This is a genomic window from Pseudomonas sp. SWRI154 (assembly GCF_014268645.1).
In the GTDB taxonomy this organism is placed as follows: domain Bacteria; phylum Pseudomonadota; class Gammaproteobacteria; order Pseudomonadales; family Pseudomonadaceae; genus Aquipseudomonas; species Aquipseudomonas marvdashtae.
This window is the reverse complement of sequence record NZ_JABWQW010000015.1, coordinates 17,663-34,810: the sequence shown is the minus strand read 5'-3', so window position 1 is coordinate 34,810 and position 17,148 is coordinate 17,663. Positions and strand designations below refer to the sequence as shown.

The following is a 17,148-nucleotide window of genomic DNA, read 5'->3' as shown; positions in this document are numbered from 1 at the left end:
CTTGCAACTGAATATAGTTGCATGTTCTTCGACGGTCAATGTGAAGGCCTCTGTTCGTCGAAACCTGGGAGAGGAAGGTGGAAATTTATACGGGATGAATTCCGGGTATGGAAACGAGAAACTGTAAGCGCGCACATACCTCGCACCTGCATTTGATTCCGGTTGTTGCACTGGCTTTCGTCTCTGTTAGGATTCCTTGTCCCAAAAAACAAACACCGTTGTTTTCAGATGATCCACGAATGGTTCTGAAGGCCAGATAAACCGGCGTTACACGGTTTTTTGCGTCAGAGAGATCCTTGATGATCCAGATCCATCTTCCATTCCCAGATCAGCGAGAACGCCATGACCGCTAAAGAATTGTCCCAAGAAGCCAGACACAAAAAAGCCCTGGATAAGTACCTCGAAGAAACACCGCAATTACGGGAAGAAATCAAGGACTTGTCCGCTGACGATCAGAAAGACCAGATCCAATGGGCATTCGAGGACGAGGCCGAAGCCCAGGGGCTGCAGCCTTGGGAGCTGACGCTCAAGTACACCAGCACGCCGGAAGAGTTCGAGGCGCAGCGCCTGGCCTTGCATAAGGAAGCGGCCGAGGTGCTGGGTGTGGAATGGGAGGAGTACTGCGAGATGAATAATCTCGTCGTTTAAAGCAGCTACAAGCTACAAGCTGCAAGACAAGCACAGAGCGGCTTGAAGCTTGCAGCTTGAGGCTTGAGCTGCTCAGAGACTGAGCCGCATCGAAAGATCCACGGCTTTCACGTCCTTGGTCATCGCGCCAATCGAGATGTAGTCGACGCCGGTCTCGGCAATCGGGCGCAACGTGTTTTCGTTGATCCCACCGCTGGCTTCCAGTTTCGCCTTGCCGCCATTCAGGCGCACGGCTTCGCGCATATCGTCCAGGCTCAGTTCATCGAGCATGATGATGTCGGCCCCAGCCGCCAGCGCCTCTTTCAGTTCCGCCAGGCTTTCGACTTCGATTTCGACCGGTTTGCCCGGCGCGATCTTGTGGGCGGCGTTGATGGCCTGCGCGATTCCACCACAGGCGGCGATATGATTTTCCTTGATCAGGAAGGCGTCGTAGAGGCCGATGCGGTGGTTATGGCAACCACCGCAGGTGACCGCGTATTTCTGAGCCAGCCGCAGCCCTGGAAGCGTTTTGCGGGTATCGAGTAGCTTGACCTGTGTGTCCGCGACGAAATCAGCCAAGTAACGGGCCCGAGTGGCGACGCCCGATAGCAGCTGCAAAAAATTCAGCGCGCTACGTTCACCGGTCAGCAACGAACGGGCCGGGCCTTCGAGGTGGAACAGTGCCTGGTCAGGATTCACCCGGTCACCGTCGCGGACTTGCCAGTGCACCGCGACGCGGGCGTCCAGTTGCCGAAACACCGCATCGACCCAGGCCGTGCCACTGATGATCGCGGCATCTCGAGTGATGATGGTGGCCTTGGCCAGGCGTTCGGTGGGAATCAGTTGCGCGGTGATGTCGCCACTGCCGACGTCTTCGAGCAACGCGCGGCGCACATTGGCTTCGATTTCAGCGGTCAGGTCGGCGAGACGTAGATTCGGCATAGCGGGCTCCACAAACAAAGTGGCCCGATTATATCTACTTGGGACTGATTGGCTTGTATTTGGTCGCGTCCGCGCAACATTTCCCCGTTTTGCCGGTCACTTATTGCGATCTATTTGAGCTTGGTCACAGCGCGCCGCTGGTGTGACTGACGTCTTTTACCCGATAATCCGCCTTTCGATTGACGTCATGACTTTGACGTCGCGAACCGAAGAATGCCGTTTCAGGAGGCCAGGATGCATAACGACGGAAATGTGGTGCCTTTGCACAAGGTGCCTAGCGACCAGGCGACTCGTTCGCCGCTCGCCCGCCTGCCTGTGATTCTGCTTCAGGTTCGCGACAAGGCGGCCCAACAGTTGCGCGTTGGCTTGCAGGGGTTGTTCGATAACGCCGACGACACGCTGTTCGAAATGGCCGATCGGGCGCGCAACGATGTCGAGCAGAATCTCTATTTCGAGGCCATGCGCGACTTGCGGCTCAAACGCAAAAGTATCGAGCGCGAATTTATCGAGCAGTTTTTCGAGGCATTCGTCAGCCTCGCCCAATACGACCTTACCCAGGCCACACTGGCTCCCGTGCTGGGTGCAATCCCCAGCCAGCCAAACCATGACGAGCTGGAGCGTCGCCTGGCGGTCGAAACAATGGTCGCGCGGGTCCTCAGCCGCGACGGCGTTTCGCTCGATCAGCTCACGGCCCGTCTCAGTGCGTTGCTGGCCCGACCGTTGACCAACCAGCAGAACCCGTTGAGCCCGGCATTGCTGTGCGAGCACTTTCTACAGGCCGGGCGCAACCTGGGCGTGGGGATCAAGGTCAAGTTGATCCTGCTCAAGCTCTTCGAGCGTTATGTGCTTAGCGAATGCGACCAGCTCTACGCCGAGGCCAATCAGTTGCTGGCTGCCACGGGCATCTTGCCGGATCTCAAGGCCTCTCCGTCGCGGCGGGCCTCGGATCGCGTCGAAGAGGTCTCTCGACCCAAGGCCGCTGGCGCGACAAGGCCAAGGATCGACGACGTCGATGACAGCGTGCACGAAGTGTTCGCCGCGTTGCAGAAGCTGTTGGTCCAGGTGCGCGGCAGTGTCGCGCCAACTCTGGAGGCCAGCGCGCCGGCCCAGCCAATCTCGACACGAGACCTGCTGCGACTGTTGTCTCATCTGCAGCAATATGTGCCGTCGCCCACGGTCCAGGATGATTTCGATCTGCGCAGCCAGTTGGAACAGTTGCTGACCCGGGTCAGCGTCAAGAGCGGCAGATCCCGGGTCGTTGACGGCGCCGACGAAGACGTGATCAATCTGATCGCGATGATGTTCGAGTTCATTCTCGAAGACCATAACTTACCGGATGTCCTCAAGGCCTTGATCGGCCGACTGCAGATTCCGATGCTCAAGGTCGCCGTGCAGGACAAGAGTTTCTTCAGTCGTGGTAACCATCCGGCCCGCCGGCTGCTCAATGAAATCGCCGCAGCTGCGATGGGCTGGGGCGATTGCGACGATCATCAGCGTGACGCCCTGTACCTGCGCATCGAGCAAGTGGTGCAGCGTTTGTTGAACGATTTTGTCGACGACCCGGCGATCTTTTCCGAGGTGCTGGCCGAGTTCCTGGCGTTCACCAGTGACGAGCGTCGCCGCAGTGAGTTGTTGGAACAACGCATTCGAGACGCTGAAGAGGGGCGGGCAAAGGCCGAACTGGCGCGCCAGCGAGTCGAAGGCGCGCTGAACCAGGTCATGCTGGGCAAGCTCTTGCCCCAGGCCGTGGTGGACTTTGTACAACAAGCCTGGAGCCAGGTACTGCTGCTGACCGGCTTCAAGCATGGCGAGCATTCAGTTGAATGGAAGGCAGACGTGCTGACGCTCGAACAATTGATCTGGAGCGTCCAGCACCACGAAGAGTCCGACGCGGGCTTGCGTTTGCTGGCGATGGTGCCGGAATTGCTCAAGGCCTTGCGCGAGGGCTTGAGCCGCTCGGCGTTCGATCCGTTCGCCACCAGCGAATTTTTCAGCGAACTGGAAGTGCTTCATGTCCAGGCTCTTCAGCGGATGGGCCAGGCACCCGAGCAGGCTGAACCGGCCGATTCGCCGGTCATGGTCGAGGTAGCGGAGCCTATCGTCCTGCGGACTGCGCCGAAAACGCCCATGGAGGAGACGACTGTTCGTCTGCCGGCCGACGATGTGGGCCTGCTCCAGGTCGACCAATTGCGCCTGGGGAGCTGGGTCGAATTCCAGGAGGACGAGGACAATAGCCTTCGTTGCAAGCTCGCGGCGATCATCCAGGCTACCGGCAAGTTTGTCTTCGTCAACCGCACCGGCCTCAAGGTCCTGGAGCACAGTCGCACCAGCCTGGCCTTGGAATTCAGCCGGGGAGCGGCGCGGCTGTTGGACGATACCTTGCTGTTCGATCGGGCGCTGGAATCGGTCCTCGGCAATCTGCGCCAGCTCAAACGCGGCAAGTGATCGCGCAGCCGAGGTCGATCGCGGCATACTGACGGCATTCACCGTCGTCATCGAAGGAACCTGTATGCAGCTGGACCCCGCAAGCGGTTGGTGCGATGGCGCGCGTCATTGCCCATCGCCTAATTTCAATGCGCGCCCCGAGGGCGAAATTTCCCTGCTGGTGATCCACAACATCAGCTTGCCACCGGCACAGTTCGCGACGGGCAAGGTGCAGGAATTTTTCCAGAATCGCCTGGATGTCACGGAACATCCCTATTTTGCCGGTATCGCAGACCTGCGCGTCTCTGCGCATTTCCTGATTGAACGTGACGGCGTCGTCAGCCAATTTGTCTCCTGCCTGGATCGTGCCTGGCATGCGGGCGTTTCATGCTTCGAAGGGCGAGAGACGTGTAACGATTTTTCCATTGGCATCGAACTTGAAGGCACCGATGATCTGCCATTTACCGACGCACAGTATGTCGCGCTGGTGGATCTGACCCGGCAGTTACAGGCAGCGTTCAAGGCGATCACCGTGCAACGAATCTGCGGGCACAGCGACATCGCTCCGGGGCGCAAGACCGATCCGGGACCGGCATTCGACTGGGCGCGCTATCGTGCGGCCCTGATAGAAGGGGAAGGACAATGAGTTTTCTGGTGTTGCTGCTGGCGGTCTGGATCGAGAAGTTCTCGGCCTTGCGCCAGCGGGTCCAGCGTGATGGCGGCTGGCTGGGCGAGCTGAACAAGCTGGAGGCGAACCCACGCTGGGTCAATCGGCCCTGGTTGGTGCTGGTGGTCATGGTCCTGCTGCCAGTGGCGCTGCTGGCACTGTTGCTATGGGTGTTGGAACCGGTGGCCTATGGGTTGCTGGCATTGCCGGTGCATGTGTTGGTGGTGATCTACAGTCTGGGGCGCGGCGACCTGTTGGCTGACCTGGGTCCGTTTCGCGATGCCTGGCGTCGGGAAGACCTGCAAGCGGCCGCTCATGTCGCCAAGCGGGACCTGGGCATCGACGCCGATGACGGCGAGCAGTTGCTGGAACGGGTCCAAGGTCATTTGCTGTGGGAGGCTTACCAGAGTTTTTTTGCGGTCATTTTCTGGTACTTCCTGCTCGGCCCCGTGGCTGCGCTGAGCTATCGATTGCTGGCGCTGGCCGCCGACCACAGCCACAACCCCGGCGTGGCCGAGCGGGCGGCGCAACTGCGCCATGCCTTCGACTGGGTGCCGGTACGGTTGCTGGCGGCGAGTTTCGCCCTGGTGGGCAACTTCGTGGCGGTCAGCCGCGTCATGCTGCACGAACTGCTCAATTGGAACATCAGCGCCGCCGACCTTATCGACAAGGTTGGACTGGTGGCGGGCGAGATTCCGAAACCAGTCGCCGGCCCGGACGGCATCAACAGCCTGGATCGGCTCTGGGAACTGTTGCTGCGCGCTGCGGTGCTCTGGTATGCCGGGTTTGCGTTGTGGACGGTGTTGGCCTGATCAACGCGTACAGGGTTGTGGCCAGTGCTTTTGTGGCGAGGGAGCTTGCTCCCGCTCGGCTGCGCAGCAGCCGCAATCCTGGAAAAGGCAATCTTGCTGAAGAAACCTTGGGGCCTGCTTCGCAGGCCAGCGGGAGCAAGCTCCCTCGCCACGATGGTCTGCGGCCAACCTCTCGTTAACCTTAAGTTACAAATCTCCCTGGCGATTTAGGCTATACAGACGCAGCGCCCGCGTAGTGGCTTTCTGCTGTTTCTGCGTGCCTGCCCCATAAAAATAAAAAGCTATCGGGAGACTTCCTTGTGAAGAGTTTGCTCTGGCCCGCCGTTGCCCTGATGAATCGCCTGAGCTTCGGCATGAAGTTCAGCTTGATCAGCGTGCTGTTCCTGCTGCCGATGCTGGTGACCAACTTCTTTCTGGTGCGCGACTCCTATCGGGAGTTTCAGGGCACGCAAGTGGAGCTGCAAAGCCTCGACCTGCTGGGCAGCAGCCTGACCTTGCGTCGAGACCTGGAGACGCTGAACAACCTGGTACAAATCAACGCCAGCTTGGGCCAGTCGGGCAAGGCCGGCGATTTGGAAGCGAAAATCACCGCCCTTGAGCACCAGTTGCTCTCGCGCCTGCAAAGCATGAGCGCCATGGCCGTGGAGCCAGAGCACGTCAGCGCTTTCGATGCCAAGCGCGACGAAATGATCGCTGCCTTCAAGGCCCAGCAGGCCGAAAGCTCTCTGCAAAGCAAAAGTGCCTTGATTGGTAAATTGCTCAATAACGCGCAGATGTTTGGCCAGATCATCGCCAGTCAGGCGGGCTTGAGTCGGGACAACCAGGGCGACATTCGCCAGCTCAGCGATCTGATTATTGGCGTAACGCCCAAGGTCACCCAGATTCTGGGTGAAGGTCGCGCGTTGGGTGCTTCGTCCTTGGGGCAGGGTTTTCTCAATTCGGCGTCGAGCACCCGGTTCGACGAGTTGCTGGTGCAGATCGAAAAACTCCAGGGCGAATATGACCTGAAACTGCAGGATGCCCTGGGCTCCAGCCAGGCGGCAGGGCAGACGTTGGTCGACCAGGCCGGCGGCAGCAAGAGCACGCTCAAACAGGCCGCCGAACTGATCGAAGAACAAGTGGTGATGGCGGACACGCTGGATGCGCCTTGGCCGGCGTTTTTTGAGCAGGTCAGCGGCTTGATGGAACAGACCTATCGGTTGAATGAAGCAACCCTGGGCTTTCTCGATGTGCAGTTGCAGCATCGCCTGGAGCAGAACCGCAGCCACATGGTGCTGCAAGCCGCCGCATTGGCGGCCGTTTTCCTATCGATTTTTTATCTGTACGCCGGCTTCTACGCCTCGACGCGCACCACCCTCAAACATTTGGGCGCGATGATGGATAAGGTCGCGGCAGGCGACATGACGGTCAACTTCGTGGCCCGCAGCAAAGATGAACTGGGCGAGCTGGGTGAAGTGTTCAACGGCACGGTGGCGAAGATCCATGACTTGATCGAGCAAGTCGGCCGCACCGTTGCCGAGGTTGAGCGTCAGGCCGGGCAGGTGGAAGCGGTGTCGGCCCAGAGCAATCAGGCCGTTGCCGGGCAGCGCAGCCAGATCGAGCTGGTCGCCACGGCGATGAACCAGATGTCCGCCACCGCCCAGGAAGTTGCCCGCAGTGCCGCCGCGGCGGTCAGCAGCGCTCACAGTGTCAACGACGAAACCCTCAGCGGGCGCGGCCTGGTGGAGTCCCAGCAAGGCAGCATCGCCCGGTTGGCCAATGAGATCGATCAGTCGGTGCAGGTCATCAATCAGCTGGCGACCGACAGCCAGGCCATCAGCCGTGTGCTGGACGTGATCAAAAGCATTGCCGAGCAGACCAACCTGTTGGCGCTCAACGCCGCTATCGAAGCGGCCCGGGCCGGAGAGCAAGGACGCGGCTTCGCAGTGGTGGCCGATGAAGTGCGAACCCTGGCCAAGCGGACCCAGCAATCGACCGAAGAAATCGAAGCAATGATCAGCCGTCTGCACGGTGGCGTGGGCGCAGCGGTCAAAGCGATGGGCACCAGTCACGAGATGGCCAGCGGCACCGTCAATCAGTCGGAAAAGGTCCAGCAGGCATTGGAGAATATCCTCGGCGCGGTCGGCATGATCGTCGACCAGAACCAGCAGATCGCCGCTGCCGTGGAGCAGCAAACAGCCGTGGCCCATGACATCGATCAGAACATCGTCGAAATCAACCGCGCCGGCGAACGCACCGCCGAGGGCGCGCACCAGACTGAAGACGCCAGTCGCGAACTGTCCGCCCAGGTAGTGCAGCTCAAGCAGCTGATCAATGCGTTTCGGGTGTGAAACCTAGGTCTGCCACACAGCGGGTCTACCAGTTGAACAGTTGGCAGGCGTTTGTCGTGCTGGCCTCGGCCAGTCGCTCGGGGCTGACATTCATGATCCCCGCCAGCGCCTCGCAAATCGCTGGCAAATGGGCCGGGCTGTTGCGCTGACCGGGGAACATCGCTGGCGCCATGTCTGGTGAGTCGGTTTCCAGCACCACCGCGTCGAGCGGCAGTTTTGGCAGCACCCGGTGCATGCGCAGGGCCTGGGGCCAGGTAGCGGCACCGCCGAGACCGAGCTTGAAACCGAGCTTGATGTACTCGCGAGCCTCTTCGAAGCTGCCGGCGAACGCGTGAATGATGCCGGCCCGCTCGGGACAGATACGTTTAAGCGTGGCGATCACTGCGGCGTGACTGCGGCGCACATGGATCAGCGCCGGCAATTGAAACTCCACGGCCAGCTCCAGTTGCGCTTCGAACAGTGCTTGCTGGCGATCACGGTCCAGGGTTTCGACGTAATAGTCCAAGCCGATTTCCCCCACCGCACACAACTGCCGATGCCCGACCAGGCGGCTCAGCCATTGGTGTAACAGGGCTAAATCTTCGTGGCGATGCTGGTCAAGGTAAACCGGATGCAGGCCCAGCGCGGCGTACAAGTCCGAGTCGCTTTGCACCAGGTCCCAGACCCGCTGCCAATTGTCCCGATACACCCCCAGCACCACCATTTGTCGGACCCCCGAGGCGCGACTTTCGGCCAGCAGCGCCGGACGATCCGCATCGAAGTCGGGGAAATCCAGGTGGGTGTGGGTGTCGATCAGTTCCATGCTTCGATCCGCGGGAGCCTTCAGCCTTGGTGGATACGTTGCTTGAACGTACGGGCAATCGCCTGTACACCGGGTTGATAGTCATTGTTTTCGATGGCTGCCAGCGCCAGCGCCAGGGCTTTTTCAGCGATCAGTTGGTGCTGTTGGGACATCGCGTTGACCGGCAGCGGCAGGAAATCCAACAGTTGCGTGTCGCCAAACGTGCCCAGGCGCAGCGGCCGCGACTTGAGCGGGAAGTCATGCAGGGCGTCGAACACTCCTTGGAGCAACACGTAGGAGGTGGTGATCAACGCGTCGGGCAAATGCCCCAGCCGCGCGAGCATTTCGTCCATAAGCTGTCGACCGCATTCCCGACTGAAAGATTCGCCATGCTCGATCAACACCTGGCCATCGAACCCGGCAAGCGCCTCGCGAAAACCGGCGGTCCGTTCCTGGCTGATGCTCAGTTCGGGACGTGCGCTGATCAACGCGATCTGCTGTGGGTGGGTCTCCAGCAGACTGCGGGTCAACTGCAGGCTGGCTTGGCGGTCATCGCTGATCACCGAGCAGAAATGCGTGGGTTCCATCACCCGGTCGATGGCGATGATCGGAATGCCCTTGGCCTGCAACTGACGATAACTGTCGTCTTCGGCGGGCAGGCAACTGGCGACAATCAGCGCATCGCAGCGCCGCGCGCGGAACAGTTGCAACAGTTGTCGCTCGCTGTCGGGCGCGTCGTCGGAGCTGGCGATCAATAGCTGATAGCCTCGGGCGCGGGCGCCTTGTTCCAACAGCTTGGCGATGCGCGCGTAACTGGGGTTTTCCAGGTCCGGCAGGATGAAACCCAAGGTGCGGGTATGCCGGCTGCGCAGCCCGGCGGCCTGGGGGTTGGGCGTGAAGCCGTGTTCCTCGACCACCGCCCGCACCCGTTCGACGGTCGCGTTGCTGATGCGTTGCTGTTCGGCCTTGCCGTTGATCACGTAGCTGGCGGTGGTCACGGACACACCGGCAAGTTGGGCGATATCACTGAGTTTCAACCCGGTTTTCCTTGTTTTTTCGAGAGTGTCCCGACAATGAAGGCTCATCCTACCCGATTCGCAGCGATGGTCATCCCACGAGCCGTTTCGACAAGTTGCACTTCAAGGATGAGAGATTATCGAGTAACGTGCCAATCTTTCTAGATTAAACGTTTCAGCAAGCGTATTTTCAAGGCTCTAAGGATTTTTGGCCGCACTGCCGCGATACCGCCAAAAGCTGTCCTGCAACGCTAAGCTGATTCATTCAAAACAATACCTGGCGCCCACCGGACGCCAAAAAGGAGAAAGCATGCTCGAGCTCACTCTAGAGCAGATATCCATGGCCCAGGTGGCTGTGGATAAAGACGCCGCGCTGCAATTGCTCGCTGACAAACTAGTGGCCGATGGCTTGGTAGCCGAGGGCTATCTTGCCGGGTTGCAGGCCCGCGAGGCCCAGGGCTCGACCTTTCTTGGCCAAGGTATTGCAATTCCCCACGGCACCCCGCAAACCCGCGACCTGGTGTATTCGACTGGCGTGCGCTTGCTGCAGTTTCCCGATGGCGTGGATTGGGGCGATGGTCAGATCGTTTACCTGGCCATTGGCATCGCGGCCAAGTCCGATGAACACCTGCGCCTGCTGCAACTGTTGACCCGCGCCCTCGGCGAGACCGACCTGGGCCAGGCTTTGCGCCGCGCCGGTTCCGCCGAAGCGTTGTTGAAACTCTTGCAAGGTGCGCCGCAGGAACTGGCGCTGGACGCGCAAATGATCGGTCTTGGCGTGTCGGCCGACGATTTCGAAGAACTGGTGTGGCGTGGCGCTCGCCTGTTGCGCCAGGCCGATTGCGTGAGCAACGGTTTTGCCGGTGTGTTGCAGCAAGTCGATGCGCTGCCCCTGGGTGATGGCTTGTGGTGGCTGCACAGCGAACAGACCGTCAAGCGGCCGGGCCTGGCTTTCGTCACACCGGACAAACCGATCCGCTACCTCGGCCAGCCCCTGAGTGGATTGTTCTGCCTGGCCAGCCTCGGCGAGGCTCACCAAGCTCTGCTGGAAAGACTCTGCGCTTTGCTGATCGAAGGTCGTGGCCATGAACTGGGCCGTGCCACCAGCAGCCGCAAGGTCCTGGAAGTGCTCGGCGGCGAGTTGCCCGCCGACTGGCCCAGCGCACGTATCGGCCTGGCCAATGCCCACGGGTTGCACGCGCGCCCGGCGAAAATTCTCGCGCAGTTGGCGAAAAGCTTCGAAGGCGAGATCCGTGTGCGCATCGTCGACGGCCAGGACAGCGCCGTGTCGGCCAAGAGCCTGAGCAAATTGTTGAGCCTGGGCGCCCGTCGCGGCCAGGTCCTGGAATTCATCGCCGAGCCGAGCATTGCCGCCGATGCGTTGCCAGCGCTGCTGGCCGCCATCGAAGAAGGCCTGGGTGAAGAGGTCGAACCGCTGCCGCCACCGAGCGCGCCGCGAGAGACGCCCATGGCTGAAATCGCCAGCGTGATGCTCGCGCCGGAACCGGGGAGCCTGATCCAGGCTGTCGCCGCCGCACCGGGTATCGCCATCGGTCCGGCTCATATTCAAGTGTTGCAGGATATCGACTACCCGCTGCGCGGCGAGTCACCGGCCATCGAGCGCGAACGGCTGCAAAAAGCCTTGAGCCAGGTTCGCCGCGACATCGAAGGTTTGATCGAACGCGCGAAGGCCAAGGCCATCCGCGAGATCTTCATCACTCATCAGGAAATGCTCGACGACCCGGAACTGACCGACGAAGTCGACACCCGCTTGAAGCTCGGCGAGAGCGCGCAAGCGGCGTGGATGGGCGTGATCGAAGCCGCCGCGAAAGAGCAGGAAGTCTTGCAGGACGCGTTGCTTGCCGAGCGTGCGGCCGATTTGCGCGACGTCGGTCGTCGGGTGCTGGCGCAACTGTGTGGCGTCGAAACCCCGAACGAACCCGATCAACCCTATATCCTGGTGATGGACGAAGTCGGCCCGTCCGACGTGGCCCGCCTGGACCCGACGCGGGTGGCGGGGATTCTCACCGCCCGTGGCGGCGCCACCGCCCACAGCGCCATCGTCGCCCGGGCCCTGGGCATTCCGGCGCTGGTAGGCGCCGGTGCGGCGGTGTTGCTGCTGGCGCCGGGCACCTCCTTGCTGCTGGACGGTCAGCGCGGTCGCCTGCATGTCGACCCGGATGCCGCCACGTTGCAGCGGGCCAAGGAAGAACGCGACACCCGCGAGCAGCGCCTCAAGGTCGCCGCCGAACAGCGGCATCAGCCGGCGGTGACTCGCGACGGTCACGCGGTGGAGGTGTTTGCCAACATCGGCGAAAGCGCCGGCGTCACCAGCGCGGTGGAGCAGGGCGCCGAAGGCATTGGCCTGTTGCGCACCGAACTGATTTTCATGGCCCACAACGAGGCCCCGGACGAAGCGACCCAGGAAGCCGAATACCGCAAGGTGCTCGACGGCCTCGCCGGTCGGCCGCTGGTGGTACGTACCCTCGACGTGGGCGGTGACAAGCCGCTGCCGTACTGGCCCATCGCGAAAGAAGAAAACCCCTTCCTCGGCGTGCGCGGCATTCGCTTGACCTTGCAGCGCCCGCACATCATGGAAGCGCAGTTGCGCGCGTTGCTGCGTTCGGCGGACAACCGTCCGCTGCGGATCATGTTCCCCATGGTCGGCAGCGTCGATGAATGGCGCCAGGCCCGGGACATGACTGAGCGCCTGCGCCTGGAAATTCCCGTGGCGGACTTGCAACTGGGGATCATGATCGAAGTGCCGTCCGCCGCGCTGCTGGCGCCGGTGCTTGCCAAGGAAGTCGATTTCTTCAGTGTCGGCACCAACGACCTGACCCAGTACACGCTGGCGATCGACCGCGGTCACCCGACCTTGTCGGCCCAGGCCGATGGCTTGCATCCGGCGGTGCTGCAATTGATCGACATCACCGTGCGGGCCGCCCATGCCCACGGCAAATGGGTGGGCGTATGCGGCGAGCTGGCCGCGGACCCGCTGGCGGTGCCGGTGCTGGTGGGCCTGGGCGTCGACGAGCTGAGCGTTTCGGCCCGCAGCATTGCCGAGGTCAAGGCGCGGGTTCGCGAGCTGAGCCTGGCGCAAGTACAAACCCTGGCCCAAGAGGCATTAGCCGTGGGCAGCGCCGATGACGTGCGCGCATTAGTGGAGGCGCTGTAATGGCGAAGATTCTTACCCTGACCCTCAACCCGGCGCTCGACCTCACGGTGGAATTGGCGCGCCTGGAGCCGGGACAGGTCAACCGCAGCGACGCCATGCACGCCCACGCCGCCGGCAAGGGTGTGAACGTGGCCCAGGTGTTGGCCGATCTCGGCCACACCCTGACGGTCAGCGGCTTTCTCGGCCAGGACAACGCCCAGGTGTTCGAGACGCTGTTCGCCCAGCGGGGCTTTGTCGATGCCTTTATCCGTGTCCCCGGCGAAACCCGCAGCAACATCAAGCTGGCCGAACGGGACGGACGCATCACCGATCTCAACGGTCCGGGGCCGGTGGTCGATGAAGCCGCGCAGCAAGCGTTATTGACGCGACTGGAGCAAATCGCCCCCGGCCACGATGTGGTGGTCGTGGCGGGCAGCTTGCCCCGTGGCGTCAGTCCGCAATGGTTGCAGGCGTTGATTACGCGCTTGAAACGGCTCGGCCTGAATGTGGCCCTCGACACCAGTGGCGAGGCCTTGCGCGTGGCTTTGGCGGCTGGGCCTTGGCTGATCAAGCCGAACACCGAGGAACTGGCCGATGCGCTGGGCTGCGAGGTGGTCACGGAGTTGGCTCAAGCCCAAGCGGCCGAGCGGCTGCATGCCCAGGGCATCGAGCACGTGGTGATTTCCCACGGCGCTGACGGGGTCAACTGGTTCAGTGTTGGCGCGGCGCTGCACGCCTCGCCGCCCAAGGTCAGCGTCGCCAGCACCGTGGGCGCCGGGGATTCGTTGCTCGCCGGAATGCTGCATGGATTGCTCAGCGCCGACACTCCGGAGCAGACCCTGCGCACTGCCACGGCCATCGCCGCCATGGCAGTCACCCAGATCGGTTTTGGCATCCACGACACCGCGTTGCTGGCGTCGCTTGAACAGGGCGTGCGCGTGCGCCCCCTGACAGAACAATAAGAGGGTTCGCAAGATGAAATTAGCCATTGTGACGGCCTGCCCGAACGGCATGGTTACCAGTGTGTTGTGCGCCCGCCTGCTGGATGCGGCAGCCCAGCGCCACGGCTGGAGCACCAGCGTCGAAGTCCATGACGCCGCCCATCCGGAGCGTCAATTGTCAGCCGCCACGCTTGAAGCGGCCGAGTGGGTGTTGCTGGTCGCCAGCGGCCCGGTGGACTTGTCGCGGTTCGTTGGCAAGCGCGTGTTCCGCAGCACCCCGGCCGTGGCTTTGCAAGACGTTGATGCGGTGCTGCGGCGCGGTGCCGAAGAGGCCCGGGTGCTGGCCGAAGCCGACTTGCTCGCCGAGGAACCGCCGGCGTCGACGGAGCGCGCCCCACGCCTGGTGGCGATCACCGCTTGCCCGACCGGCGTTGCTCACACTTTCATGGCCGCCGAAGCCTTGCAGCAGGCCGCCGCCCGATTGGGCTACGACCTGCAAGTGGAAACCCAAGGCTCGGTGGGTGCGCGCAATCCCCTCAGCTCCCAGGCGATTGCCGAGGCTGACGTGGTGCTGCTGGCCACCGATATCGAAGTCGCCACCGAGCGCTTCGCCGGCAAGAGAATCTACCGCTGCGGCACCGGCATCGCCTTGAAGCAGGCCGAAGCCACGTTGCAAAAAGCCTTGGCCGAAGCCCAACAGGAAACCGCTGCGAGTGGCGCGTCCGGGGGGCCGGCGAAGGCGGAAAAAAGCGGTGTCTACAAGCATCTGCTAACCGGCGTGTCGTTCATGCTGCCGATGGTGGTGGCCGGTGGCTTGATGATCGCCTTGTCGTTCGTGTTCGGCATCGAGGCCTTCAAGGAACCAGGCACCCTCGCGGCGGCGCTGATGCAGATCGGCGGCGACACCGCGTTCAAACTGATGGTGCCGCTGCTGGCGGGCTACATTGCCTATTCCATTGCCGACCGGCCGGGCCTGGCGCCAGGGATGATCGGCGGGATGCTGGCAAGCACCCTCGGCGCTGGCTTCATTGGCGGGATCATCGCCGGTTTCCTGGCTGGTTATGCGGCCAAGGCGATCAACCGCTACGCGCGCCTGCCCCAGAGCCTGGAAGCGCTCAAGCCGATCCTGATCATTCCGTTGCTGGCGAGCCTGTTCACCGGCCTGGTGATGATTTACATCGTCGGCAAACCGGTGGCGGGCATGCTTGAAGGCCTGACCCACTTCCTCGACAGCATGGGCACCACCAACGCGATCCTCTTGGGCGTGCTGCTGGGGGCGATGATGTGCGTCGATCTTGGCGGGCCGATCAATAAGGCTGCCTATGCGTTTTCGGTGGGGTTGCTGGCGTCGCAAAGTTACGCACCGATGGCCGCGACCATGGCCGCCGGCATGGTGCCGCCAATTGGACTGGGCATCGCTACGTTCATCGCCCGCCGCAAGTTCGCCAAGACCGAGCGCGAGGCCGGTAAAGCGGCGTTGGTGTTGGGGCTGTGCTTCATTTCCGAAGGGGCGATTCCGTTCGCCGCCAAGGATCCGTTGCGAGTGATCCCGGCCAGCATCGCCGGTGGCGCGTTGACCGGTGCGCTGTCGATGTATTTCGGCTGCAAGCTCATGGCGCCCCACGGCGGGTTGTTCGTGATGCTGATCCCCAACGCCATCAACCATGCGTTGCTGTACTTGCTGGCGATCGTCGCGGGCAGTCTGGTCACGGCGGTGGCGTACGCGCTGCTCAAGCGGCCGGAAGTAGTGGAAATGGCGATGGAGCCGGCCAAGGCCTGAACCCACCATCCTCGTGGGGGCGGGCAAGCCGCTCCCGCGTCACCTCACCTCTGTTACATCCGATTCACACAGCCATGCTTAAGTTTTTTCCATTTGGGAGAAACATCATGAGCGAATTCGACCTGGGCCGTCGTCGAGTGATGCAAGCCGTGGGCGCGGGGTTATTGTTGCCCGGATTGGCGCCAGCGGTGATAGCGTCGGTCAAGGATCGACCATTACTCACCGACGGCGTGCAGTCCGGCGATTTGCAGGGCGACCGGGCGATGATCTGGAGTCGCAGCGATCGTCCCTCGCGGATGGTGGTGGAATGGGACACCCGTAGCCAGTTTTCCAATCCTCGACGCTTTGTCTCGCCGGTGGCTGACAGCCGCAGCGATTTCACCGCTCGGGTCGAACTCACCGGCCTGCCGCCCGACCAGGCGATTTTCTATCGCGTGCATTTCGAAGACGCCCAAAGCGGCGTAGCCAGCGAGCCCTGGCTCGGTCATCTGCGCAGCGTGCCGCAACTCAAGCGCAACATCCGTTTTGTCTGGAGCGGTGACACCGTCGGGCAGGGCTTCGGCATCAATCCGGACATCGGCGGCATGCGCATCTACGAAGCCATGCGCCTGCGCCTGCCAGATTTCTTTATCCACAGCGGCGACACCATTTATGCCGACGGCCCGGTGCCTGCGCAGCTGACCACCGAGGGCGGACGTATCTGGCGCAACCTCACCACCGAGGCCAAGAGCAAGGTGGCCGAGACGCTGGACGAGTATCGCGGCAACTACCGCTACAACCTGATGGACGAAAACGTGCGCCGCTTCAACGCCGAAGTGCCGCAGATCTGGCAGTGGGACGATCACGAGGTGGTCAATAACTGGTCGCCCGGCAAGCAACTGGACGAGCGCTACCAGACAAAAGATATCCACAGCCTGGTAGGTCGTGCACGGCAGGCGTGGCTGGAATACGCACCGATGCGCTTGCAAAAAGGCGATGGCGCAGGACGCATCTACCGCAAGCTCGGTTATGGGCCGATGCTGGATGTATTTGTACTGGACATGCGCAGCTACCGTGAAGCCAATGATGCCAATCTCGGCGCGGCCAAAGCTTTCCTCGGACGTGAGCAACTGGATTGGCTCAAGCGCGAATTGAAGCAATCCCGGGCGCAGTGGAAAGTCATCGCCGCCGACATGCCCATCGGCCTCGGCGTGCCGGATGGCGAGGTCAGCCCTGGCGTGCCGCGCTGGGAAGCGGTGGCCAACGGCGACCCGGGCGTTGCCCAGGGGCGCGAGGTGGAAATCGCCGAGTTGCTCGGCTACTTGCGCAAAAATCAGGTGCGCAATTACGTCTGGCTCACGGCCGATGTCCATTATTGCGCCGCCCATCACTACCATCCCGAACATGCCGCGTTCCAGGATTTCGAACCGTTCTGGGAGTTTGTCGCGGGGCCGTTGAACGCCGGCAGTTTCGGGCCTAACGCCTTGGACAAGACCTTTGGCCCTGAAGTGGTCTTCCAGAAAGCTCCGCCGGCCCAGAACACTTCGCCGTTTGCGGGGTATCAGTTTTTCGGCGAGGTGAACATCGACGGGCAGAGCGCGGAGATGAGCGTGGTATTGCGGGATCTGGAAGGGACGGCGGTGTTCGAGAAAAAGTTGCAGCCGGTTTGAGCGCACTGATCGTTCCCGCGCGTAA

General features: G+C 61.9%; 12 protein-coding genes and 1 pseudogene. 10 read left to right on the top strand and 3 right to left on the bottom strand.

Translation table 11 applies throughout. The annotated features are described in order from the left end of the window. Nucleotides 1–342: 342 nt before the first annotated feature. Nucleotides 343–648, top strand: a complete 306-nt coding sequence (locus tag HU806_RS15170) for a DUF6388 family protein (RefSeq protein WP_186612163.1) — start codon at nt 343–345, stop codon at nt 646–648. A 72-nt stretch (nt 649–720) separates the two neighbouring features. On the opposite strand, the gene nadC is transcribed toward HU806_RS15170, so the two are convergent. Then, nucleotides 721–1,569, bottom strand: coding sequence for a carboxylating nicotinate-nucleotide diphosphorylase (gene nadC, locus HU806_RS15165; protein WP_186612162.1), 849 nt, complete (start codon nt 1,567–1,569; stop codon nt 721–723). A 234-nt stretch (nt 1,570–1,803) separates the two neighbouring features. On the opposite strand from nadC, the gene HU806_RS15160 reads away from it, so the two are divergent. The 5 genes and pseudogenes from HU806_RS15160 (at nt 1,804) to HU806_RS26845 (ending at nt 7,802) form a co-directional block, all read left to right on the top strand. Beyond that, entirely contained in the window at nt 1,804–4,014 is a 2,211-nt protein-coding gene (locus HU806_RS15160; protein WP_186612161.1) for a DUF1631 domain-containing protein, read from the top strand. 64 nt (nt 4,015–4,078) lie between these two features. Beyond that, nucleotides 4,079–4,639: a 1,6-anhydro-N-acetylmuramyl-L-alanine amidase AmpD gene (gene ampD, locus HU806_RS15155; RefSeq protein ID WP_186612160.1), complete on the top strand. Its 561-nt coding sequence runs from the start codon at nt 4,079–4,081 to the stop codon at nt 4,637–4,639. Continuing rightward, on the top strand, nt 4,636–5,472 hold the full coding sequence (gene ampE, locus HU806_RS15150; protein WP_186612159.1) for a regulatory signaling modulator protein AmpE: 837 nt from the start codon (nt 4,636–4,638) through the stop codon (nt 5,470–5,472). The genes ampD and ampE overlap by 4 nt, the downstream gene beginning before the upstream one ends. A 332-nt stretch (nt 5,473–5,804) precedes the next feature. Then, nucleotides 5,805–6,944: pseudogene (locus HU806_RS26850) on the top strand (HAMP domain-containing protein); the annotation flags it as partial. A gap of 144 nt (nt 6,945–7,088) precedes the next feature. Then, nucleotides 7,089–7,802, top strand: a complete 714-nt coding sequence (locus HU806_RS26845; RefSeq protein ID WP_527251153.1) for a methyl-accepting chemotaxis protein — start codon at nt 7,089–7,091, stop codon at nt 7,800–7,802. Nucleotides 7,803–7,827: 25 nt separating this feature from the next. Here the strand turns inward: HU806_RS26845 and HU806_RS15140 are convergent, their stop codons facing one another. Both HU806_RS15140 and cra read right to left on the bottom strand, forming a co-directional pair. Further along, entirely contained in the window at nt 7,828–8,604 is a 777-nt protein-coding gene (locus HU806_RS15140) for a TatD family hydrolase (protein ID WP_186612157.1), read from the bottom strand. Between the two features lie 20 nt (nt 8,605–8,624). Further along, the gene (gene cra, locus HU806_RS15135) at nt 8,625–9,620 is read right to left on the bottom strand and encodes a catabolite repressor/activator (protein WP_186612156.1); all 996 of its coding nucleotides are present in this window, start codon (nt 9,618–9,620) and stop codon (nt 8,625–8,627) included. Between the two features lie 289 nt (nt 9,621–9,909). Here cra and ptsP point away from each other — a divergent pair, with 289 nt between their 5' ends. The 4 genes from ptsP (at nt 9,910) to HU806_RS15115 (ending at nt 17,123) form a co-directional block, all read left to right on the top strand. Beyond that, nucleotides 9,910–12,774, top strand: coding sequence for a phosphoenolpyruvate--protein phosphotransferase (gene ptsP, locus HU806_RS15130; protein WP_186612155.1), 2,865 nt, complete (start codon nt 9,910–9,912; stop codon nt 12,772–12,774). Then, the gene (gene pfkB, locus HU806_RS15125; protein WP_186612154.1) at nt 12,774–13,715 is read left to right on the top strand and encodes a 1-phosphofructokinase; all 942 of its coding nucleotides are present in this window, start codon (nt 12,774–12,776) and stop codon (nt 13,713–13,715) included. The genes ptsP and pfkB overlap by 1 nt, the downstream gene beginning before the upstream one ends. Before the next feature lie 13 nt (nt 13,716–13,728). Then, complete coding sequence (locus HU806_RS15120; RefSeq protein ID WP_186612153.1) at nt 13,729–15,474, top strand: PTS fructose-like transporter subunit IIB; 1,746 nt, start codon at nt 13,729–13,731, stop codon at nt 15,472–15,474. A gap of 107 nt (nt 15,475–15,581) precedes the next feature. Continuing rightward, nucleotides 15,582–17,123 carry an alkaline phosphatase D family protein gene (locus HU806_RS15115; RefSeq protein ID WP_186612152.1) on the top strand — a complete coding sequence of 514 codons (1,542 nt, stop codon included), beginning with the start codon at nt 15,582–15,584 and terminating at the stop codon, nt 17,121–17,123. The last annotated feature ends 25 nt before the right edge of the window (nt 17,124–17,148 follow it).